This window comes from Kitasatospora sp. NPDC086791 (genome assembly GCF_040685975.1).
GTDB lineage: Bacteria > Actinomycetota > Actinomycetes > Streptomycetales > Streptomycetaceae > Kitasatospora.
The window spans coordinates 96,027-118,466 of record NZ_JBFBOC010000001.1 but is presented as its reverse complement, the minus strand read 5'-3'; the positions used below and the strand labels follow the sequence as shown (position 1 = coordinate 118,466).

Annotated in this window: 17 protein-coding genes; 9 read left to right on the top strand and 8 right to left on the bottom strand. The window is 74.2% G+C overall.

Going from position 1 to position 22,440, the window contains the following annotated elements:
• Positions 1-137: 137 nt before the first annotated feature.
• Positions 138-1,910: a S8 family serine peptidase gene (locus AB0Q99_RS00465; RefSeq protein WP_363568152.1), complete on the bottom strand. Its 1,773-nt coding sequence runs from the start codon at positions 1,908-1,910 to the stop codon at positions 138-140.
• Between the two features lie 210 nt (positions 1,911-2,120).
• Positions 2,121-2,888, bottom strand: coding sequence for a TetR/AcrR family transcriptional regulator (locus AB0Q99_RS00460; protein WP_363566945.1), 768 nt, complete (start codon positions 2,886-2,888; stop codon positions 2,121-2,123).
• A gap of 81 nt (positions 2,889-2,969) precedes the next feature.
• Between AB0Q99_RS00460 and AB0Q99_RS00455 the strand changes: the two genes are divergently transcribed.
• The 3 genes from AB0Q99_RS00455 (at position 2,970) to AB0Q99_RS00445 (ending at position 9,037) form a co-directional block, all read left to right on the top strand.
• Complete coding sequence (locus AB0Q99_RS00455) at positions 2,970-3,821, top strand: siderophore-interacting protein (RefSeq protein WP_363566943.1); 852 nt, start codon at positions 2,970-2,972, stop codon at positions 3,819-3,821.
• A gap of 532 nt (positions 3,822-4,353) precedes the next feature.
• The gene (locus AB0Q99_RS00450; RefSeq protein WP_363566941.1) at positions 4,354-7,863 is read left to right on the top strand and encodes a S8 family serine peptidase; all 3,510 of its coding nucleotides are present in this window, start codon (positions 4,354-4,356) and stop codon (positions 7,861-7,863) included.
• Positions 7,864-8,071: 208 nt separating this feature from the next.
• Positions 8,072-9,037, top strand: coding sequence for an alpha/beta hydrolase (locus AB0Q99_RS00445; RefSeq protein WP_363566939.1), 966 nt, complete (start codon positions 8,072-8,074; stop codon positions 9,035-9,037).
• Between the two features lie 66 nt (positions 9,038-9,103).
• Here AB0Q99_RS00445 and AB0Q99_RS00440 read toward each other — a convergent pair whose 3' ends face one another.
• From AB0Q99_RS00440 to AB0Q99_RS00430, 3 genes are all read right to left on the bottom strand, one after another.
• On the bottom strand, positions 9,104-10,882 hold the full coding sequence (locus AB0Q99_RS00440; RefSeq protein ID WP_363566937.1) for a glycoside hydrolase family 3 N-terminal domain-containing protein: 1,779 nt from the start codon (positions 10,880-10,882) through the stop codon (positions 9,104-9,106).
• Entirely contained in the window at positions 10,876-11,664 is a 789-nt protein-coding gene (locus AB0Q99_RS00435) for a tyrosine-protein phosphatase (RefSeq protein WP_363566935.1), read from the bottom strand. Before AB0Q99_RS00435 ends, AB0Q99_RS00440 begins: the two co-directional genes overlap by 7 nt.
• Positions 11,665-11,837: 173 nt before the next feature.
• Positions 11,838-12,440 (bottom strand): TetR family transcriptional regulator, encoded by a 603-nt coding sequence (locus AB0Q99_RS00430; protein ID WP_363566933.1) that lies wholly within the window; start codon positions 12,438-12,440, stop codon positions 11,838-11,840.
• Positions 12,441-12,716: 276 nt separating this feature from the next.
• On the opposite strand from AB0Q99_RS00430, the gene AB0Q99_RS00425 reads away from it, so the two are divergent.
• From AB0Q99_RS00425 to AB0Q99_RS00400, 6 genes are all read left to right on the top strand, one after another.
• Positions 12,717-14,264 (top strand): ABC transporter substrate-binding protein, encoded by a 1,548-nt coding sequence (locus AB0Q99_RS00425; protein WP_363566931.1) that lies wholly within the window; start codon positions 12,717-12,719, stop codon positions 14,262-14,264.
• On the top strand, positions 14,261-15,229 hold the full coding sequence (locus tag AB0Q99_RS00420) for an ABC transporter permease (RefSeq protein ID WP_363566929.1): 969 nt from the start codon (positions 14,261-14,263) through the stop codon (positions 15,227-15,229). The genes AB0Q99_RS00425 and AB0Q99_RS00420 overlap by 4 nt, the downstream gene beginning before the upstream one ends.
• On the top strand, positions 15,216-16,112 hold the full coding sequence (locus AB0Q99_RS00415; RefSeq protein WP_363566927.1) for an ABC transporter permease: 897 nt from the start codon (positions 15,216-15,218) through the stop codon (positions 16,110-16,112). The genes AB0Q99_RS00420 and AB0Q99_RS00415 overlap by 14 nt, the downstream gene beginning before the upstream one ends.
• Positions 16,109-17,116 (top strand): ABC transporter ATP-binding protein, encoded by a 1,008-nt coding sequence (locus tag AB0Q99_RS00410; RefSeq protein ID WP_363566925.1) that lies wholly within the window; start codon positions 16,109-16,111, stop codon positions 17,114-17,116. The genes AB0Q99_RS00415 and AB0Q99_RS00410 overlap by 4 nt, the downstream gene beginning before the upstream one ends.
• A complete protein-coding gene (locus AB0Q99_RS00405; protein ID WP_363566923.1) occupies positions 17,113-18,108 on the top strand; it encodes an ABC transporter ATP-binding protein in 996 nt (331 codons plus the stop codon). The genes AB0Q99_RS00410 and AB0Q99_RS00405 overlap by 4 nt, the downstream gene beginning before the upstream one ends.
• Positions 18,109-18,340: 232 nt before the next feature.
• Positions 18,341-18,883 (top strand): hypothetical protein, encoded by a 543-nt coding sequence (locus tag AB0Q99_RS00400; protein ID WP_363566921.1) that lies wholly within the window; start codon positions 18,341-18,343, stop codon positions 18,881-18,883.
• Positions 18,884-18,916: 33 nt separating this feature from the next.
• Here AB0Q99_RS00400 and AB0Q99_RS00395 read toward each other — a convergent pair whose 3' ends face one another.
• The 3 genes from AB0Q99_RS00395 to AB0Q99_RS00385 form a co-directional block, all read right to left on the bottom strand.
• Entirely contained in the window at positions 18,917-20,305 is a 1,389-nt protein-coding gene (locus AB0Q99_RS00395) for a VWA domain-containing protein (protein ID WP_363568150.1), read from the bottom strand.
• 119 nt (positions 20,306-20,424) lie between these two features.
• Entirely contained in the window at positions 20,425-21,354 is a 930-nt protein-coding gene (locus AB0Q99_RS00390; RefSeq protein ID WP_363566919.1) for a MoxR family ATPase, read from the bottom strand.
• A 219-nt stretch (positions 21,355-21,573) separates the two neighbouring features.
• Complete coding sequence (locus tag AB0Q99_RS00385; protein ID WP_363566917.1) at positions 21,574-22,242, bottom strand: Tat pathway signal sequence domain protein; 669 nt, start codon at positions 22,240-22,242, stop codon at positions 21,574-21,576.
• Positions 22,243-22,440: the final 198 nt, after the last annotated feature.

Genomic DNA, 22,440 nt, shown 5'->3' with positions numbered 1-22,440 from the left:
GACGGGCCGTGGCGGACGTCCGGCGGTCCCCGCTGCCCGACGCGGTCGGGCGCCGGGCGGCGGGGCGCAGGAGGTGGCGCGGCCGCCGGTGCCGCAGCCGGTGCGGCAGCCGGTGCCGCAAGGTCAGACGGTCAGGGTCAGAACGTGAGGTTCCAGGCGTCGATGGTGCCGGTGTCGCCGGAGGCGCCGTCCTTCACCCGGAGCTTCCAGGTGCCGTTCGCCGCGCTCGCGGCGGCGTTGACGGTGTAGGTCTTGGCGACGTTGGCGGCGCTGTCGTTGTTCGGGAAGTCCTCCAGGAGGTAGACCGTGCCGTTGGGGGCGACCAGGGAGAGCACGAGGTCGCCGCGGTAGGTGTGCTTGATGTCCACGCCGACCTTGAGCGTCGCGGGGGCGTTGCCGGTGACGCCGGTGACGGTGATCGGGCTCTCCACCGTGGTGTTGTCGGGGATCGCCACGTCGGCGAGGTTCTCGAAGTACTTCCCGGTGGGCGGGGTCGCGCCGCCGACCGCCTTCAGCGCGTCGACCTGGCCCTCGCCGAAGAAGCCGTTGTCGGCGGTGGTGCCGGTGCAGCGGCTGTCCGAGGCGGGGCAGGCGAGGTCGTTGGCCTGGCTCGCGAGCCGGGCCCGGATGCCGGCCGGGGTGAGCGTCGGGTCGGTACTGGCGATCAGCGCGGCGACCCCGGTGACGTGCGGCGAGGCCATCGAGGTGCCGCTCTTGGTGCCGTACTTGCCGCCGGGCAGGGTCGAGTAGACGCCGGTCGCGCCGTCGCCGCCGGGCGCCGCGACGTCGATGACGCCCCGGCCGAAGTTGGAGTAGGAGGCCTTGCCGCTGCCGCTGCCCGTGGCAGCGACGGTCACCACGCCCGGGAGTTCGGTGGGGATGTCGAGGCAGGCGTTGCTGATGGTCCGGGTGGTCGGGGTGGAGTCGTTCGGGCTCGCCGTGTCGGTGGTCTTGTCGGCGAGGTCGTAGTCGGCGTTGCCGGCGGCGGCGACCTGCAGCGAGCCCTTGCCCTCGGCGTACTCCTGGGCGCGCTTGACGCCCTCGATCAGGGCCGCCTGGTCGAGGTCGTCCGGGCAGTTGAACTGCCACGGGTCGGTGTAGTAGCTGTTGTTGGTCACCTTGAAGCCGTGGTCGCCGGCCCAGACGAAGCCGCAGACGGTGTTCTCGGCGTAGAACAGGGTGCTGGTCGGTTCGGCGATCCGGACCGAGGCGATCTTCACGCCCGGCGCGACGCCGACGACGCCCTTGCCGTTCTTCGCGGCGGCGATGGTGCCGGCGACGTGGGTGCCGTGGGTGTCCACGTCCCGCCAGGCGCCGGTGCGGGTGTCGGGTTTGCCGTACGCGCAGGAGACCGAGTCGGCGGCGTCGAAGTTCGGCGCCAGGTCCTGGTGCTGGTCGTCCACGCCGGTGTCGAGCACGCCGACCTTGACGGACGGGGAGCCGAGGGTCACGTTCCAGGCCTGGTCGGCCTTGATCTGGGTCATGTCCCAGCGGTTGGACTCGGTGAGCGTGGTGGCCGCCTGGGCGGGGTTGGCGGGCAGGGCCGGGCTGTAGGCGTCGGCCGGCACGTCGGAGGTGCGGGTCGCGCCGACCTGCTGGATGCCGCTGACGCTCCGCAGCGCGGCGGCGAAGCCGGCACCGGTGGAGTGGGCGACGACGACGCCGATCGCGTCGTAACTCGCGAAGACCGTACCGCCGTTCGCGGCGACGGCGGCCTTGGCGGCGGCGACGTCGGCCGGTGCGCTGATCACCAGGTAGGACCGGGTACCGGCGGCCCAGCCGGCGGCGGCACCCGCGGCGCCCGCGACGGCGGGGGCCTGCGCGGGCGCCTGGGCGGCGGTGGTCGGGACGGCGGGCGTCGTGGCCGTGGGGGTCGCGGTCGCGATCGCCGTGGGGGTGGCGAGCGCCATGGCCGAGAGAACGGCGAGGGCCGCGGCCGGGCGGCCGAGCCGCCGGGGTATCAGGGGTGACACGTGTCCTCCGCTTCGTTCCGTGCGTGAGGGGGATCGCACGGGAATTGAAGGAAACATGCCAGATAGGGGAGGGCTTGGGGAAGACTTTACGCGTGACGAATCTTCAGGGACGGGCCGCCGGGCGAAGTCGCGGGGGTCGACGGTTGGTCAGCAGCTGGCCGCGAGGCCGTCGAGGAGGATGGTGAGGCCGGTGCGGAAGGTGTCCGGGTGGCTGTCCTGCGGGGGGCCGTCGGCGGTGCTCTGCAGGGCGGTGAGCAGGGGGAAGCGGTCGGTGAAGTCGGGGGCCAGTTCGGCGAGTCGGGCGGAGCGGTCGTGCCACCAGTCCTCGTCGGTGACGCCGGTGGCGGCCGCGGCGGCGCGGGCGTCGGCGGTGGTGGCGGCGAGGCCGCGGACGAACTGCCAGAGGGCGGCGACCGCTCCGCGCAGCCGCCGCGGGGGCAGGCCGGCCGGTCGGAGTGCGCGCAACAGGCTTTCCATCGTGGCGAGTTCGGCGGGGCCGAGGACCGGGCGGGCCTGCGAGACCCGGAGCATCCAGGGGTGGCGCAGGTAGCAGGCGTACAGGCCGTCGGCCCAGGCGGTGACGGCCGCGCGCCAGTCGTCGGCGGGCGGTGGGCCGGCCGGGAGTCCGGTGGACAGTTCGGCGAGGGCCCGGTCGTGCATCAGGTCGAGGAGTTCGGCCTTTCCCGGGACGTACGTGTAGAGCGCCATCGCGGTGCGGCCGAGTCGTTCGCCCACGGCGCGCATCGAGAGCGCTTCCATGCCCTCGGCGTCGGCCACCGCGATTCCGGCGGACACGATCGCGTCCACATTCAGGCCCGGCTTGGGGCCGCTGCGTCCGGTGCGCGGCCGCTCGGGCGCGCCCCAGAGCAGGGCGAGTGAGCGGCGGGCGTCGCCCTGCCCGGCGTAGACGGTCATCCGACATCTCCTTATGGCGTAAAGTATCGCCTCCGACGGCAACTCTTTATGCCGTAAGGTTACCAATCGAAGGGTTTCGCGATGACACTGCCCGTCACCGTCGTCGAGGTCGTCGAGGTCCGCCGGATCACGCCGCGCACCGCCCGGATCACCTTCGCGGCCGACGCCCTGGCCGACACCGTCGGCACCGCCCCCGACCAGCAGCTCAAGCTCTGCTTCCCGCGCCCCGGGCAGTCCGAGCCGGTGCTGCCCGCGCAGCAGGACGACCCGATGGACTGGTACCGGGCCTACCTGGCGATCCCCGAGGCCGAGCGCCCCCTGCTGCGCAGCTTCACCCTGCGCCGCCGGCGGCCCGGCACCCGGCTGGTCGAGATCGACTTCGTGCTGCACGGCGACACCGGGCCGGCCGCCGCCTGGGCGCTGCGGGCGGCGCCGGGGGACCGGCTCGGGATGGTCGGCCCCTCCGCGCTGTACGCCCCGCCGGTGCCGTTCGCCGAGGCCGCCGCGGCGGCCGACTGGGTGCTGCTGGCGGGGGACGAGACCGCGCTGCCGGCGCTCGCGACGCTGGTCGAGGCACTGCCCGCCGGAGTGCGGGCGCTCGCGTACGTCGAGGTCGCGGACCGGGCCGAGCGGCAGCCGCTGGAGAGCCGGGCCGACCTCGCCGTGCACTGGCTGCACCGGGACGGCGCCGCCCCGGGCGCCGCGCTGGCCGGCGCGGTGCGCTCCGCGGAGCTGCCCGCCGGCACCCCGTTCGTCTGGCTGGCCGGGGAGGCGGGCGCGGTGCGGGCGCTGCGCCGCCACCTGGTGGTGGAGCGCGGGGTGCCGAAGCCGTCCGTCGACTTCACCGGGTACTGGCGCCACCGGCTGACCCAGGACGACGCGCCCACCGCCGAGGACCTGGCGGACGCTCGGGAGCGGTCGGCCGGGTACTGATCCGGCCCCGGGCGGCGCGGGAGGCGATCGCGCCCCGCGGTCGGCCCGGCCGTCACCTCCGGCCGCCACTTCCTGCCGCCACTTCCTGCCGTCACCTCCGGCCGCCACTTCCTGCCGTCACCTCCCCCCGTCGGCCCCGGTTTCGGGCGGGGCCGACGGGGAAGGGAGTGTCCTGGCGCGGAAGGGCGGGTGCTCGTGTCGACAAAGCGGCAGTTGTCGGCAGGCGACCGGTCGGTGGCGGTGTTTCGCCAGTGTCGAGAGTTCGCCACCGACATTTTCGGTGGGAATCGGTCGCTTCCGGCCTGGCCCGATCGGCGAAAAGGGGCGGACATCGCCCGATTTCTGCCGTGAATTTTACTTTCCTATGGTCATTTTTACTTTCTGATGGGGATTTCCCCCCTTGTCGTGGTCGTGCCGGATGCGCTGGAATTCGACCGCTGTCGGGACGCGCGGTCCGAGCAACCACGCGTCCGACCCGGATCCGCGTACGCTGGCCGTGCAACCTGACGTCGCATCAGACGAAAGGATGTCCATGATCGGCTGGCGGAAAGCCCAGCTAGCAGCTGCCGTCACGGTCACCACCGCGTCCATGGTCCTGAGCTTCGGGACCCTGGCCAGCGCAGCTCCGACCCCGGATCCGCAGAACGCCCAGGCGGCGTCCGCGGACGGGACCCCGGTGCCGGTGATCGTGATCCTGAAGGACCAGATAGCGGACGCCCCGGCCGACCACGGTCACCTGGGCGCCCGTCAGCAGAAGGCCGCCGACTCCCAGGCGCCGCTGCTGAACAAGGTCAAGGCCAACGGCGGCACCAACATCAAGACCTTCGTGGTCGGCAACGCCTTCTCGGCGACGGTCAGCCCCGCCCTGCGCGCCCAGCTGCAGGCGGACCCGGCCGTCTCCGCCGTGGTGGCGGACACTCAGGTCCAGGTCGCCCCGGCCGCCGCCGGCAAGGCCAAGACGGCCAAGGACGCCGCCGACTCCGCGGCCGCCACGGGAGCGAAGGCGCCCAAGGCCGCCGCCGCGCCGCAGGCCGTTACGGGCAGCAACGGCCAGGGCGCCGAGGAGAACGCGACCAACACCGCGTGCCCCTCGGACCCGAGCAAGCCCCTGCTGGAGCCCGAGGGCCTGTACTCGACCCGGGCCTACACCGGCAACGGCAAGCCCGGCGTGGAGAACCTCGCCACCGGCAAGGGCGTCAAGGTCGCCTACATCGCGGACGCCCTCGACCCGAACAACCCGGACTTCATCCGGGCCGACGGCTCGCACGCCGTGGTCGACTACAAGGACTTCGCGGGCGACGGCTGGGACGCGCCGACCGGCGCGGCCGAGGCCTTCGGCGACGCCTCGGCGGTCATCGCCCAGGGCCGCCAGACCTACGACGTCTCGCAGTTCGTCAACGCCTCGCACCCGCTGCCGGCCGGCTGCACCATCCGCATCCGCGGCCTCGCCCCGGACGCCGACCTGGTCGCCCTGAAGGCCGGTGGCGAGCTGATGTCCAACTCGTCGATCCTGCAGTCGATCGACTACGCGGTGCGGGTCGCCCACGTGGACGTGCTCAACGAGTCCTTCGGCGGCAACGTCACCCCGGACAGCGGCGCGCACGACACCATCTCGCTCTTCAACGAGCAGGCCGTCAAGGCCGGTGTCACCGTGGCCGTCTCCTCCGGCGACGCCGGCATCAGCGGCACCGTCGGCACCCCGGCCACCGACCCGTACGTGATCGCGGTCGGCGCCTCCACCGACAACCAGAACTACCAGCAGACCGGTTACGCGGCCGCCCAGTTCTCCAACAAGACCTGGAGCGACAACCGCATCTCGGCGCTGTCCTCGGGCGGTTTCACCCAGGCCGGGCGCACCGTCGACCTGGTCGCGCCGGGTGAGTCGGACTGGGCGCTGTGCACCCCCGACCTCACCAAGTACACCGAGTGCTCGGGCTTCAACGGCAAGGCCTCGCCGATCCAGCCCTTCGGCGGCACCAGCCAGGCCGCCCCGTTCGTCACCGGCGCCGCGGCCCTGGTCATCCAGGCCTACCGCGACACCCACGGCGGCGACTCGCCCGCCCCGGCGCTGGTGAAGAAGTTCCTCACCGGCACCGCCACCGACCTCGGCGTGCCCGCCGAGGAGCAGGGCGCCGGTCTGCTGAACGTCCGCGCCGCCGTCGAGGCCGCCCGCGGCTACGACGACGGGGACGGCACCGACGGCGCCAACACCGTCGTGGTCAACACCGGCCAGGTCGACATCGCCGGCGCCCCCGGCTCGGCCCACACCACCGACGTCTCCGTCACCAACACCAGTGACGAGCCGCAGACGGTGAGCGCCGCGACCCGCAGCTTCGCCCCGCAGGCGAGCAACCAGCAGACCGTCCAGCTGGACTCGTCCTCGAAGGACACCTTCAAGTACGCCACCAACGGTACGGACTGGGTGCAGAAGCAGGTCAAGTTCACCGTCCCGGCCGGCGCCGACCGCCTCGCGGCCTCGATCGCCTGGCACGGCGCGCCCAACCCGGTCACCAACGGCCCGGTCGTCCGCATGACGCTGCTCGACCCGTCGGGCCGCTTCGAGACCAACACCCGTCCGCAGGGCGGCGCCACCCCGGCCAACTTCGGCCTGGTGGACGTCCCGCACCCGGTGGCCGGCGAGTGGACCGCGATCCTCTACACCCCGGCGGGCAAGGCCGGCTTCACCGGCCCGGTCCAGCTGGGCACCGCCACCCAGCGCGCGGTGCCGGCCGGCGCCGTGAGCCCGAGCACCGCCGAGCTGCAGCCCGGTCAGACCAAGACCCTCAAGGTCCAGCTGACCACCCCGGCGACCAGCGGCGACTCCAGCGAGGCGATCACCGTCTCCAGCTCGAACGGCAACACCACCAGCGTCCCGGTCGTGCTGCGCAGCCTCGTCCCGGTCACCCAGGGCAAGGGCACCTTCACCGGCAGCGTCACCGGCGGCAACGGCCGCAGCGCCTCGCCGACGCAGAGCTTCACCTACGGCTTCGACGTCCCGAAGGGCCAGAAGGACCTGCGGGTCGGCGTCGCCGTCGGCAAGGACTCCAACCTGCTCATGCAGGGCGCGCTGATCAGCCCGAACGGCACCCCGATCGACATCGAGGGCAACGGCCTGTTCGACGCCCAGGGCAACCTCACCGGCACCGCGGCCGGCGTCTCGGCCACCACCGTCAACCCGGCCGCCGGCCGCTGGCGGTTCGTCCTGAACGTGCTCGGCCCGATCAGCGGCCAGCAGCTCGCCCAGGACTTCGCCGGGACCGTCGCGTTCAACCAGAACCAGGCCACCGCGGCCGGTCTGCCGAACGACGCGCACACCAAGCTGGCGGCCGGCAAGCCGGTCACCGTCCAGGTGAACTACACCAACAACACGGTGGCGACCCAGACCATCGCGGCCGACGGCCGCCTGGACCGCCGGGTGGACGTGCCGCTGGTGCCGCAGGGCGCCTCGGCGAACGTCAACCTGCCGCTGAGCCTCAGCTCCACGGTGCCGTCCTTCCTGGTGCCGCCGGGCACCGACCAGCTCAAGGCCGTGGCGGCGTCCTCGACGCCGGCGCAGCTCGAACTGAGCGCCACCACCGGCTCGCCGGACCTGTTCGGCGACCTGAAGAAGGCCCAGAACGGCTCGACCGTCTCGATCGTGACCGACAACGGCACCGCCGAGCAGCCGGTCGTCCCGGGCAACTGGGGCGCCTTCGTGCAGCAGATCGGCCCGTTCGGCCCCGGCGGCGCGCCGACCGGCACCTCCACCATCACGGCCACCGCGCACACCCAGGCGTTCGACCCGGCGCTGTCCTCCAGCACCGGTGACCCGTACGCCGCCGCGGTGAACGCCTCGGCCCAGGCCGCCAGCCCGGTGACCGTCGCGCCCGGCGCCACCGGCTCGCTGCAGGTGACGCTGAACCCGACCGGCCCGAAGGGCAGCACGGTCAAGGGCGTGCTGTACCTGGTGTCCGGCCCGACCGGGGTGGCCACCGCCAACAACGTCCTGAACACCACCGGTGCGGTGCTCGCGGCGATCCCGTACAGCTACACGGTGAACTGACCCCCGGTCGGTCCACTCCGATGCCGAGGCCGTCCCGGATTCCCGGGGCGGCCTCGGCTGCTTGCCGAGGGGTGCCTGCCGAGTGTCGTCTGCCGAGGGGTGCCTGCCGAGGGGTGCCTCCGGAAACCGTCGGGGCGCCCGGGGTTCCCGGGGCGCCGGGCTGGGCAGGGGTCGGACGGACACCCACGAAGCGATCAGGGAGCGGGAGTTGAACGACGCCGTCAAGCACAGTGACGTCGAGGTGAACGGGGTGCGGCTGCACCTGGCCGAGCAGGGGGAGGGGCCGCTGGTCCTGCTGCTGCACGGTTTTCCGGAGAGCTGGTACTCCTGGCGCCACCAGTTCGCGCCGCTGGCCGCGGCCGGCTACCGGGTGGTGGCGCCCGACCAGCGCGGCTACGCCCGCAGCGAGCAGCCGGAGAGCGTGGACGCGTACAGCCTGCTGCACCTGGTCGGTGACGTCACGGCGCTGATCGGCGCGCTCGGGGCGGAGCAGGCCGTCGTGGTCGGACACGACTGGGGCGCCCCGGTGGCCTGGGCCACCGCGGCGCTGCGCCCGGACCTGGTGCGCGGCGTCGCCGGGCTGAGCGTGCCGCCGCTGCCGTCCGGGCCGTCGCCGCTGGCGCAGTCCCGGGAGAGGTTCGGCGAGGGCTTCTACCAGAACTACTTCCAGGAGCCGGGCCGGGCCGACGCCGAGCTGGCGGCCGACCCGAAGTCCTCGTTCCGCCGCGTCCTCGGCGGCACCCACCCCGACGGGGAGCCGAAGCCGTGGGTCGTCCCGGACGGCATGAAGCTGCTGGACACCGTCCCGGAGCCGGAGCGGCTGCCGGACTGGCTCACCGAGGAGGACATCGAGGCGTTCGCGGCCGACTACGCCCGGCACGGCGCCCGCGCCTTCACCGGCGGGCTCAACTGGTACCGCAACATCGACCGCAACCACGAGCTGATGGCGGCGTTCGCCGGTCGGCGGATCGAGGCGCCCGCGCTGTACGTCACCGGTGAGCAGGACCTGGTGAACGCGATGGTCACGCCCGAGGTGGTGGCGTACCTGCTGCGGCAGCTGACGCCCCGGTTGCACGCGCACGTCCGGCTCCCGGGGACGGGGCACTGGACGCAGCAGGAGCGGCCGGCGGAGGTCAACGCGGCGCTGCTGGACTTCCTGGCCTCGCTGGACTGAGGCCCGGGCGTCCTCGCCGCGCCCCCGGGCGGCCCGTCGTCGGACCGTCCAGGGGCATGGCGGGGGTCAGGACCGGCCGTCGGCCCGGTGCCCGTACCGGAAGAGCGGGTCACGGGTGTCGAAGGGCACGTCCTCGCGGGCCGCCGCGACGGCGGCGTCGGAGGCGGGCAGGTCGAAGGGCAGGGTCGCGGTCATCGGGGAGCGGCCGAGCGCGGCGTCCAGCACGACCTCGTCCGCCGCGCCGAACTCGCCGATCAGCAGGGCCGCGTGCGGGGCGAGCGGGGTCAGTACGGCGGGCCGCTCCAACTGGGCGGCGAACACCGTGGGGACGGCGGCGGCCAGCGCGGTGAGCCGCCCGACCTCCGCCGCCGGGAACTCCAGCGAGCCGCTGTGGAAGTGCTGTTCCAGCAGCCCCGCACGCCGCTCGTACGGCGTGGCGAGGCGGACGACGGCGAGGTCGGCCTCCTCGGGGCGCGCGACGACGGTGCCGTACCGGGCCGCGACGGCGGGGTCGACGCCCTCGACGTACAGGCGCGACGCGGGCCGCGGCAGGCCCGCCAAGTGGACGACGGAGCGGCGCTGGACCTCCTGGCCGAGGGCGCGCCCCTCCGGTGCGCCGACCAGTGCGACGGCGGCGTCCGGGTCGACGTACGGGTCGTCGAAGAGGCCGAGGCGGAACTTGTCGCGCAGGATGCGGCGGACGGACTCGTCCAGGCGGGCCTCGCCGACCGCGCCGGAGCGGACGGCGGAGAGGATCAGCTCCGGGTCGGTCTCGCCGCCGAGCTGGTCGGCGCCCGCGTCCAGGGTGAGCACGACCTGCTCGGCGACCGACAGCTCCTCGACGCCCCAGTGCCGTGGCGGCAGGGCTACCACCCCCGGGACCTCCATGCCGGTGATGGCGTTGAAGTCGGTGCAGACCACACCGTCGAAGCCGTACCGGCCGCGCAGCAGACCGGTGATGACGTCCCGGTTGAAGGTGGCGCCGACCTCGGCCAGACCGCTGCCGGAGGGGATCGCGTAGGCGGGCATGATCTGCGCGGTGCCCGCGGCGAAGGCCGCCTCGAAGGGGCGCAGATGGGTCTCGAACCCGCCGCCCGGGTAGACCAGTCGGCGCCCGGCGGCGAAGTGCGAGTCCTCGCCGCCGGCCTGCGGGCCGCCGCCGGGGAAATGCTTGGTCATGCAGGCGACGCTGTCCGGGCCGATCCGCCCGCCGCCCTGCAGGCCGTCGATGTAGGCGGCGATCATGCGCGAGGCGCGGTCCGGGTCCTCTCCGAAGGTGCCGCTGATCCGGGCCCAGCGGGGCTCGGTGGCGAGGTCGGCCATCGGGTGGATGGCGACCCGGATGCCGACGGCGCACAGCTCGCGGCGGATCAGGTCGGCGTAGCGGCGGACCAGTTCGGTATCGTCGGTGGCGGCCAGGCCGATCGGCTCGGGGCCGGTGCTGAAGCCGCCGCCGGTGTGGGCGGTGGCCGGGTTGGCGGTGAAGCCGTGCCGGGGGTCGGAGGAGAGGGTGACGGGGATGCCGAGGCGGCCGGCCGCGGCGAGGTCCTGGACGTGGTTGTTCCACTCGGCCATGGACCGGGGGTCGGGGACGGCCATCATGGCGAAGTGGGTGAGGCCGCGCTCGGTGATCAGGCTCGCGCCGGAGGGGAAGGGTGGGTGGTCGCCGGGGAGCATCCGGCCATGGCACATCAGGGCGGCCTTCTCGGCCAGGGTCAGCCGGCCGAGCAGGTCCTCGACCCGCTGCTCGACGGGGAGCCGTGGGTCCTCGTAGGGCTCCATGGTGCCGTTGTGGTTGAGGTCGCGGAACGGGGTGCCGTCGGTGTGGCGCAGCAGGGTCAGCATGCCGTCACCTCGGCGGTCTCGGGACGGGTGGTCTCGGTGTGGGCGGTGCGTGCGGTACCGGCGGCCTTGGTGCGGAAGGCGTCCAGGGTCCCGGAGGTGACCCCGCAGGCGGTCAGGAAGCCGGCGGCGCCGCCGTGCTTGGTGCGGACCAGGTCGAGGAAGGCGCGCATCGCCCCGGCGGGGGCCTCCAGCAGCGGGGCCGGAACGACCAGCCGGCCGGCCTCGACCTCGTTGAGGGCGGCGCGGTTGCGGTCGGCGAGGCCGGCCCAGATCTGCTGGATCGCGTCGTTGGTGCGGGCGTAGTCGGCGACGATCTCCTCGGCGGGCACCCCGAGCAGCTCCAGCAGCAGCGCGGTGAGCAGCCCGGTGCGGTCCTTGCCGGCCGCGCAGTGCACCAGCACGCCGCCGGGTCGGGTGGTGGCCTCGACGGCGGCGGCGAGCCCCTGCGGCGCGGACTCGGCCATCAGCAGGTAGAAGGCGCCGAGGTCCTCGGCTGTGGTCATGTCCCGCATGGCCCGGGCCAGTTCGTCGTTGGTGGGCTCGATCCGGGCGGCGACGACCTCGATGCCGGCGGCCTCCGCGGCGGCCCAGTCCTCGGGGCGGCACTCGGACTCGCCCCGGAGGTCGACGATGGTGTCGATGCCGTGCTCGCGCAGCTGGGCGACGGTGGCCGCGTCGGCGGCGGGGAAGGGCTGGGCGGAGCGGAACAGGGTGCCGGGGCGGAGGCGACGGCTCCCGGGGTCGGTGAGCGTCGCGGCGTCGCGGAAGTTGACCAGGGACATGCGGGGGCCTCTCGGGGTTGTGCGGGGGGTGGTTCAGGTTCGTGCGATGGGTGTGACAGGAGAGCGGAAGAGGGCGTGCGGTGCCGTCCGGACGGCCGTCGGCGCGCCCGGGTGACGGGGAGTTCGGGACGTAGCGAGCCCGGGGAGTCGGGAGTTCGGGACGGCGGGCCGGGTCAGCCGGTGGTGGCCAGGACGTCCCGGAAGGCCTGGACCCAGTCGGCCGGCGGCCTGCTGTCCACGCCGCCGGACAGCACGTGACGCCGCACCATGCCGCTGAACAGCGCGCCGAACGCGGCCGGGCGCAGGTCGGTGGCGGGGTCGGTGCCGAGCCGCTCGGCGGCGATGGCGGTGGTCCGTTCGGTGAAGGCGTCGATGACCACCAGGGCGTAGTTGTGCACCGAGTGGACGTCGCGCAGGTCCCGGCGCAGCCGCCGGCGCCGGTTGGTGTGCTCGACGGGTTCCTCCAGCCGTCCGCCGGTGACGGTCAGCGCGTGGTCGAGCGCGCCCCAGAGCGGGAGTTCGGCGGGGGCGGCGGCGAAGGCGTCGAGCACGACCTGGCCGAAGTCCCAGCCGAACAGCAGGGCCTCCTTGGCCGGGTAGTAGCGGAAGAACGTGCGGTGGGCGACGTCGGCACGGCGGCAGATCTGGTCCACCGTGGTGCGCTCGTAGCCCTGCTCCTCGAAGAGGTCGAGCGCCGCGGTGCGGATGCTGTCGCGGGTGCGCGCCTTCTTGCGGTCGCGCATGCCCGGCTCCGCCGCGGTGTCCGTCCCCTGCATCGGTCTTCCGTTTCCGCTCGGTTCGGGTGAGTTGACGTGGTGAGTGGTCCGCCGGTGGGCGGCTGACAGTACCGAACCACGTCCGACCGGTCTCGCTCAAGGCGAGTGCCGACTCTTCCGGGGCTGGTCATCTGAAATTTGCACAACTGCCTTTTGGCAGTACTGCCACTTCCGGAATGGTGTGCGGCGTCGGCGGATCCGCACCCGCCGGACCCGCCTCCGCGCTCACACCCCCCTGGGGCGCGGAGCCCCCGAACCGAGGAACACCGAGGAACCATGAAGCGGCACACGTACCTCCTGGCAGCGGCCTGCACGGCCGCGCTCACCCTCACCGCCTGCTCCGCCTCCGACGGCGCGCTCACCGGCGGCGCCACCGGCACCGCGGCGGCCGCCGAGGGCCCCGCCGCGGACGGCGGCACCCTCAAGATCGGGCTGGACCGCCCGTTCGCCAAGCTCGACCCCGCCGACTCCACCCTGACCTCGATGCCGATGCTGGTCCTCGCCAACGCCCTCTACGACCCGCTGATGGTCAACGGCGACAACGGCGCCGTCCAGCCCTACCTCGCCAAGTCCTTCACACCCAACGCGGACGCCACCGTCTGGACCCTCGACCTGCGCGAGGGCCTCACGTTCAGCGACGGCAAGCCGCTCGACGCCCAGGCCGTCGCCGACCACATCGCCCGGCTCGGCAAGCCGGAGGCCAAGTGCGCCTGCGCCGTCGACGCGGCCGGCATCGGCGCGACGGCCGTCACCGGCCCCACCACCGTCACCTTCACCCTCCGGACGCCCGACGCCGGGTTCCCCGGCCTGTTCACCCGGTCCCTCGGCTACGTCTCCGAAGCGCCCTCCGGCGACGCCCCCGCCGTCGGCTCCGGCCCGTACACCGTGGAGAGCGTGCAGCCCGGAGTCTCCGTCACCCTCGCCCGCAACCCCGCCTACTGGGGCGCCAAGGGCCACGCCGACAAGCTCGTCTACCGGGTGCTGACCGACGCCGACAGCCGCTACCAGTCGCTGCGCTCCGGCGACGCCGACCTGATCTGGACCGAGACGCCCAGCCAGCTCAAGCAGGCCGCCGCCGACGGGCTGCGCCCCGCGACCGGGCCCGGCTCCACCAGCACCGTCCTCCTCAACACCAAGTCCGCCCCCTTCGACGACCCGAAGGTCCGCCGGGCCCTCCAGTACGCGATCGACCGCGAAGCCCTCGAAAAGGTCGTCTTCCTCAACCAGGGCGCCGTCTCCGACGGGCCGATCGGCTCCCGCTCCCCGTACCGCACGGCCGCGCAGTACCCCGCCCACGACCCGGCCCGGGCCCGCGCCCTGCTCGCCGAGGCCGGACACCCCGACCTCGCCTTCGACTACCTCGTCGACAGCCGCCCCGAGGCCCAGCAGCGGGCCACCGTGCTGCAGCAGATGCTCGGCGAGGCCGGCATCAGGATGACCATCAAGCCGCTCGACAACGCGGGCCTCGGCACCGCGATGCTCCAGCGCACGTTCCAGGTCATGGACTTCGTCACCAGCATGTTCGGCGACACCGACACCGCGCTCGCCACCCTCTACCGGCCCGACTCCCCCTACAACTTCACCGGCTGGTCCGATCCGGAGGCCGAGCGCGCGATCGCCGAGGGGCGGTCCAGTACGGACGCCGCCAAGCGCACCGCCGCCTACACCACGGCCGCCGGCCGGGTCGTCGCCGAGGCACCGATGCTCTTCCTCACCGAGAACACCGTCGGCTTCCTCGCCGCCGCCAAGGTCGGCGGACTGCCCGACCTGTCCAAGCGCACCGTCCTCAACGTCTCCCCGGCGACGCTGTGGGTGAAGCGGTGACGCCCACCGCCCGGGCCGCGTTGCGGCACGGCGGCCGCGCGGCCCGGGCCGCCGCCGTCCTGCTGCTGGTCACCGTCGGCGCGCTCGCCCTCCCGCACCTGATGCCCGGCTCACCCGCCGTCGCCGCCCTCGGCCCCACCGCCACCCCCGCACAGCTCGCCGCGTACGAGTCCCGGCTCGGCCTCGACCGCGACGTGTTCGCCGCGACCTGGCAGTGGATCGCCGACGCCCTGCACGGCGACCTCGGTCACTCGCTCTCCACCGGCACCGCCGTCACCACCGAACTCGCCGACCGCATCCCCGTCACCCTCGAACTCTTCCTCGCCGCCCAGCTGGTGGCGCTCTGCCTCGCCGTGCCCGTCGCCCTGCTCTCCGCCTGGCGGCCCGGCGGCACCTTCGACCGGATCGCCACCGCCGGCACCTTCGGCTGGCTGGCCGTCCCGGGCTTCGCCCTCGGCCTGCTGCTCATCTGGATCGCCGCCGTCCAGCTGCGGATCCTGCCCGCCACCGGCTGGACCCCCTTCACCGAGGACCCGGCCGAGAACCTGCGCCACCTCGTGCTGCCCGCGCTCACCCTCGGCCTCACCGAGGCCGCCGTCTTCACGCGCACCCTGCGCGGGCAACTGCTCGACACCCTCGACCAGCCGTACATCGCCGCCGCCCGCAGCCGCGGCATGGGCACCACCCGGCTGCTGCTGCGGCGCGCCCTGCGGCCGTCCAGCCTGCCGCTGGTCACTCTCGTCGGGATCGGCATCGGGACCTCCCTGGGCGGCTCGGTGCTGGTCGAGTCGCTGTTCGCGGTGCCCGGCGTCGGCAGCCTGGCGGCCGGGGCGATCACCGGCCGGGACTTTCCGGTCGTCCAGGCCGTGGTGGTGGTCAGCGCCGTCGGCGTGGTCGCGGCCACCTTCGTGGTCGACCTGCTGTACCGCACGATCGACCCGAGGATCGCCCATGAGCACCGCTGACTCCGCCACCGAGACCGCCGTAGCCCCCGCCGCCGTAGCCCCCGCCGCCGCGCGCCCCGCCCGCCGACGACCCCCGGCCGGGGTGCTCGTCGCCGCGGCCTGGCTGGCCGTCATCGCCCTCGCCGCGCTGCTGCTCCCGCTGCTGCCCGGCTTCGACCCGCTGCACGGCGACTTCGCCCACCCCTCCGCCGCCCCCGGCCCCGGCCACTGGCTGGGCACCGACGCCGCCGGACGGGACGTCCTGCAGCGCACCGTCGCCGGCGCCCGCGCCTCCTTCACCGTCGCCGGCCTGACCATCCTGGTCGGGCTGCTCGGCGGCGGAGCGCTCGGCCTCGCCGCCGGCTGGTTCCGCGGCCCGCTCGACAAGGCCGTCGGCTTCGCCACCGACCTGCTGATGTCCGTGCCCAGCCTGATCCTGGTGATGATCGCGGTCTCCCTGCGCGGCCCCGGCCTCACCGTGATCGGCACGCTGATCGGACTGTTCACCGTGCCGCACTTCACCCGGGTGGTGCGCGCCGTCGTGCTCTCGCTCGACGAGCGCGGCTTCGTCCAGGCCGCCCGCATGATCGGGACCGCCCCCTCGCGCCTCCTGCGCCGCGAGATCGTGCCGCACGTCGCACCGGTCGCGCTGACCTTCGCCTTCACCGCCACCACGGTCGCCATCGTCGCCGAGGGCTCGCTCAGCTTCCTCGGCTTCGGGCTGCGCCCGCCGGAACCCTCCTGGGGCGGCATCATCGCCGAGGGCCGCACCACGCTCGGCAGCGCGCCGTGGATCTCGCTCGCCCCCGCGGCCGTGCTCTGCCTGACCGTCCTCGCCCTCAACTACCTCGGGGAGCACCTGCGTCCGGGTGGTCCCGCCGTCCCGAAGGAGGTACGCGGATGACCTCCGCCCCCGTCCTCGACGTCCGTTCGCTGGACACCGTCCTGCACACCCCCGACGGCCGGGCCCTGCACGTCCTGCACGACGTCAGCCTCACCATCGCCGCCGGCGAGTGCCTCGGCGTGGTCGGCGAGTCCGGCTCCGGGAAGTCCGTGCTCGCCCGGACCGTCCTCGGCGTCGGGTCCCGCACCACCCGGGCCGTCGCCACCGGCGAGATCCGGCTCGGCGGCGAGGACCTGCTCGCCGCCACCCCCGCCCGCCGGGCCGCCCTGCTCGGCACCGGCATCGCCATGGTCCACCAGGACCCGATGACCTCACTCAACCCGGTGGTCCGGATCGCCGACCAGGTCACCGAGTCCCTCACCAGCCGTCGCCGCCTCTCCCGCCGCGAACGGCTGCGCACCGCAGCCGAGTTGCTCGCCGCCGTCGACGTCCCCGACCCCGCCCGGCGGGCCCGCGCCCACCCGCACGAACTCTCCGGCGGACTGCGCCAGCGCGTCGGCATCGCCGCCGCCCTGGCCGGCGAACCCGCCCTGCTGCTCGCCGACGAGCCCACCACCGCCCTCGACGTCACCGTCCAGCGCACCGTCCTCGACCTGCTCGACCACCACCGGCGCAGCCGCGGCCTCGCCACCCTCCTGATCACCCACGACATCGGCCTGCTGTACGGGCGGGCCCGCCGCATCGCCGTCATGTACGGCGGCCGGATCGTCGAGACCGGCCCCACCGAGGCCGTCACGGCCCGGCCCCGGCACCCCTACACCGCCGCGCTGCTGCGCTCGGTCCCCCGGGTCACCGGACCGTTGCGCCGCACCCTGCCCGCCATCCCCGGCTCACCGCCCGACCTCACCCGCCCGACCCCCGGCTGCCCCTTCGCCCCGCGCTGCGACCGGGCGACGCCGGTCTGCGGCATGACGCCGCCGCCCACCCACATCGCGGCGGAGGGTCACACCGCCGACTGCCATCACCCGCTCACCGCGCCCGAGGAACTGGAGCCCGCGGCATGAGCGCTGTCACGGAAGCCGCCGTGCCGACACCCCCCGTGCCGGCCACCGCCGTGCTGGAGGCCACCGGCCTCACCGTCGTCCACCGCACCCGCTCCGGCCCGCTGCACGCGGTCAGCGGGGTCGACCTGACGTTGCGTCAGGGGCAGACCCTCGCGCTGGTCGGCGAGTCCGGCTCCGGCAAGAGCAGCATCGCCAAGGCCCTGCTCCGGCTGCCGCCGCCCACCGCCGGCACCGTCACCCTGGACGGCACCGACCTGTCCGCCCTGTCGCCCCGAGCCCTGCGAGCCGTCCGCCCCCGACTGCAGATGGTCTTCCAGGACCCGCTCTCCTCCCTCAACCCGCGCCGCCGGGTCCGCGACCTCGTCGCCGAATCCCTCGACGCCCACCCCGACCCGGCCCGCCACCGCGAGGAGGTGGTCGACCGCCAACTCGCGGCCGTCGGCCTGCCGTCCGAACTGTTCGGCGACCGCCGCTCCCACCAGCTCTCCGGCGGACAGGCCCAACGCGTCGCCATCGCCCGGGCCCTGGCCGCCGGACCGCGCGTCCTGATCGCCGACGAGGCCGTCTCCGCCCTCGACGTCTCCGCCCAGGCCACTGTGCTCAACCTGCTGCGCGGACTCACCGGGGAACGCGGCCTGGCCGGGCTCTTCATCTCCCACGACCTCGGCGTGGTCCGGGCCGTGAGCGACGAGGTGGCCGTGCTCCACCTCGGCCGTGTCTGCGAACGTGGCCCCACGGAGGCGGTCCTCGCCGCCCCCGCCCACCCCTACACCGCCGCGCTGCTCGCCGCCGTGCCCGAGCCCGGCCGCGCGCTTCGCGACAGCGGCCTCCTGCCTGCCGACCCGCCCTCCCCGCTCGCCCCGCCGAGCGGCTGCCGGTTCCGCACCCGGTGCCCCTTGGCGGACGCCCGGTGCGCGGAGGAGGAGCCGCTGCTGCGGGAGGTGGGGCCGGGGCGTGCGGTGGCGTGCCACCGGCCGTTGGCGGGGGACTGAGTGGGCGGCGTGTGCCGTGCGGGTCGCCGCCGACCCGCCCCCCCCCGCTTGCTTCGCCGAGGGCGGAGCCGTGGTCGCTGTTGTCGTGATAGCCCGTCACTTCGGCCCCGGCGAGGATTCGGGCGGCGAGCCGGGCCCGGTGGTCACCGGCGGTTGATCGCCCGAACCCGGTCGGGGTACGGTCCGGCGGGGGCCTTCTCGCGGGACGGTGCCCGCCTGTGGGAGGACAGTGATGCGAGTACGGAGCGAAGCGCGGCCGCTGGGTCGCGGGGGCCTGCGGCGCGGGGCGGCGGTGGCCGTGAACGTCGTCGCGGTGATCGCCCTGGTGGTCGGCTGTTCGGCGGCCGACCCGGATCCGAGGGCGTACCCCGGTTCCCCGGAGGGACAGACCCTCGAAGCGGTCACCAAGGCGTTCGGCCTGGACCTGCCGGCCTGTGAGCTGAAGGGGGTCGGGTTCTCCGGGAGCGCCAAGTACCCCGAGGAGAACCTCAACCTGAGCTTCCGGGCCTCGAAGGAGTGCGTGGACGGCTTCCTCTCCGCCCACTCGGCTGACCCCGCCCATCCCCTCCACTGGACCCCGGGACAGGGGAACCAGATCGGGTTCGACGGCCCCGAGACGCAGCGCTTCGGCTGGTCCTTCGACAACGCCGTCACCTACGACCTGTTCGTGAACTTCACGACCTCCACCGGAAGCCGATTCGCCGTGGTGGCGGACCCGGGGCAGACGGAGCGGACGGTGTACATGGATTCCAGCTTCCTCGGGGGCAGTAGCTGACCGCGGCCCGGCCGGGAGACGCCGGCACGGGCCTCAGACCGGCAGGAGGCGGGCGATGAGTTCGCCGAGGCGGTGGGCGTTGCGGCAGGAGTGCATCTCGACGACCTCGGCGTACGCGGGGGCGGCGGAGTCGCCGGTGGGCCAGTGGGAGGGCTGTTCGGGGTTGAGCCAGAAGACCCTGCGGGCCCGGGCGGCGATCCGGCGCAGGGCGTCGAGGTTGGGGTCGCGGTGGTTGGTGCGGGCGTCGCCGAGGACCAGCACGCAGGTGCGCGGGCCGACCGCGTCGAGGTGGTGCTCGGCGAAGTCGCCGAGCGCGGAGCCGTAGTCGCTGTTGCCGTGGTAGCCCGTGACCCGGGCCCCGGTGAGGATCCGGGCGGCGAGCCGGGCCGGGTCGTCGCCGGACCTGAGCAGGTCGGTCACCTCGGCGGTGCGGTTGACGAAGGCGAACACCCGGACCTTGGTGAACTGTTCGCTCATCGCCTGCACCAGCAGCATGGTGAAGTCGGCGAAGCCAGCCACCGAGCCGGAGACGTCGCAGAGCAGCACCAGCTCCGGGCGGGCCGGGCGGCGCAGCCGGTGGGCGGGGCGCAGTGGTACGCCGCCGGTGGTCAGCGAGCGGCGCAGGGTGCGGCGCAGGTCGAGGTGGCCGCGGGCGGCGCGGCGGCGGCGGGCGGCGAGCCGGGTGGCGAGCTTGCGGGCCAGCGGGTGGACGGTGCGGCGCAGTTCGGCGAGCTGGTCGCGGCCGGCGTACAGGAAGTCGATCCGGTCGACGGTGGGGGCGACGGCGCGTTCGGCGATCTGCTCGGGGCCGCGCAGTTCGGCGATCCGGCGGCGGGCCTCGCCGGTGACGAGGGCGCGGAAGTCCCGGATGCGGCGGCGGATCTCGTCGGCGAGCACGAGGTCGGACAGGTCGGTCGCGGCACCGGCCGCGCGCAGGGCGGCGAGGATCCGGGCGAGCAGCGTCTCGGGGGCGAGCCGGCCGAGCGCCTGGTGGGCGGACCAGCCGTCGGAGCCGGGTGTGCTGCCGGCGCCGTACCGGCCGAAGGCCTCCACGACCTCGCCGGCGAGCCGGGCCTGGGCGGCGCGGTCGTCGGCGGCGAGGGCGGCGGCGAGGCGTTCGCGCAGGTCGTCGCGGAGCGGGTCGGGGCGGCCGAAGCGCGGTGGCTCGGGGTCCGCGGGGACGGCCGGCAGGTCGGTGCGGAGGGCGCGGACGGCTTCGGGAGTGCCGACGCCGAGCGGGAAGAACAGGTCGAAGGCGGCGTCGAATACCGTCCGCTGGGTGTCGGAGCGCAGCAGCGCGGCGGCCAGACCGGCCCGCATCCGCTCGCGGTCGGTGAAGCCGAGGACGTCGAGGACGGCGGCGGCGTCCACGGTTTCGGCGGGGCCGATCCGCAGGCCGTGGCCGCGCAGGGCGCGGACCAGACCGGTGAGGCGGGCGGCGGTGTCGGCGGGCCCCGCGTTCGCCGGCGGGGGTCCGGAGGGCGCCGCTCCGGACGGCGGGCGCGTGGACGGCCGGGGCCCGGACGGCGGGGGCACGGCGGTCACGCGAGGGTGAGCTTCTGGGCGGCCTTCCGGATGTCGTCCTGGTGCTTGAGGATCACCCCGAGGGTGTCCCGGACGACGCCCTCGTCCAGGGTGTCCGCGCCGAGGGCGAGCAGGGTGCGGGCCCAGTCGATGGTCTCGGCGACGGACGGCGCCTTGCGCAGGTCCATCGTGCGCAGCGCGCCGACGATCCGGACCAGTGATCCGGCCAGGGTGTCGTCCAGTCCGGGCACCTTGAGGCGGACGATGCGGCTCTCCAACTCGGCGTCCGGGTAGTCGAGGTGGAGGAAGAGGCAGCGGCGGCGCAGCGCCTCGGAGAGTTCCCGGGTGGCGTTGGAGGTGAGCAGCACGAAGGGGCGGCGGCTCGCGGTGATGGTGCCGAGTTCGGGGACGGTGACCTGGAAGTCGCTGAGCACCTCCAGCAGCAGCGCCTCGACCTCGACGTCGGCCTTGTCCATCTCGTCGATCAGCAGCACCGTCGGCTCCTCGCCGCGGATGGCGGTGAGCAGCGGGCGGGTGAGCAGGAACTCCTCGCCGAAGATGTCGTCGCGGGCCTCCTCCCAGCCCCCGTCCCGGCCGGCGGTGATCCGCAGCAGTTGCTTGGCGTGGTTCCACTCGTAGAGCGCGCGGGCCTCGTCGATGCCTTCGTAGCACTGGAGCCGGACCAGCCGGGCCTGCCCGATCGCGGCGACGGCCTTGGCGAGTTCGGTCTTGCCGACCCCGGCCGGGCCCTCGACCAGCAGCGGCTTGCCGAGCCGGTCGGCGAGGAAGACGGTGGTGGCGACGGCGGTGGAGGCGAGGTAGCCGGTGGCGGCGAGCTGTTCGGCGGCGTCCGTGACCGAGCTGAAGAAGCCCGTGCCGTTCGTCCCGTTGGCGGGGCCGTTGCCGTTCCCGCCGCCGCCGCTGCCGCCGTTCCCGCCGCTGTCCATGTGCCGCCCCGTTCCGGTTCGCCGTCTCCGTGCGGCGCCACCCTACCGGCCGGTCACATCGGTGTCGCGGGTTCGGCGCCGCCCCGTCCGGTCCGGTCACGGCGCCGGCCCGTGGGGGCGCGGTGCCGCCGGCACGGCCGGGCGGCGTACGGCGTGGTGCCGGTGCCGTACGCCGCCGTGGTCGGGGCGGAGCCGCTCGTCAGGGGGCGGCGCGGACCGTCAGTTGACGAAGAGGGCCGGGCTGCCGGGGACCGAGGTGTCGGTGACCGGGCCGTAGGTGGCGCTGAACCAGCCGGTCGAGAAGCACAGGCCGGGGCCGGAGACCAGCGTGAACGGCTGGGCGGAGAAGCCGATGGTGTTGCCGGTGTTCGAGGTGGTGCCGTTGATCCCGGTGCTGTTCTGGTAGTTGCAGCTGATGCTGCCCAGGATGGTGCCCAGGACGACGGTGGTGCCCATCGGGCCTGCCGCGCCGGGGGTGAGCTTGACCGGGTTGCCGGGGGCGTCGCTGACCGTGTTGGTGAACGGCAGGTTGGTGACGGTGATGCTCTTGACGCTCGTGACGCCGAGGACGTTGGAGGTGCAGGAGCCGAAGGTCTGGGTGTTGAGCTGCTCGACGGCGCTGCCCGGTGCGGCCGGGTTGGAGGTGACGGTCGCCGAGAAGGAGGAGGCGGCGCACTTGATGCCGCTCGTCCCGGTGGCGCTGTTGTAGAAGGTCGCGTAGCTGCCGGAGGCCAGGTTGGCGGACAGGACGTCGCCGACGGAGACGGCCGGGCCGGACGGGCTGCCGGTGGTCAGTACGGCGGTGGCGGCCTCGGCGGGTGCGACGGCCGCGCCGGTGAGGGCGAGCGCGGTGAGGGCGGCGGTGGCGAGGGTGCGGCGGATGCGCATGAGGGTACCTCTCTCCGTCCGGGGGACGGGTGGGGGGAATCCCGGCGTGCGGGTGTGGTGGTGTGCACGACGGGGGAGGTGCATGGCGTACCGGGGGCTCCGGCGGGGCCGCGGTGCGGGCGGGCCCGGCGCCACGGGCCCACTCGTGCGGTTCGGCTGTACGGCTCCAAAGCTGTACGGCTGTACGGCTCCAAAGCT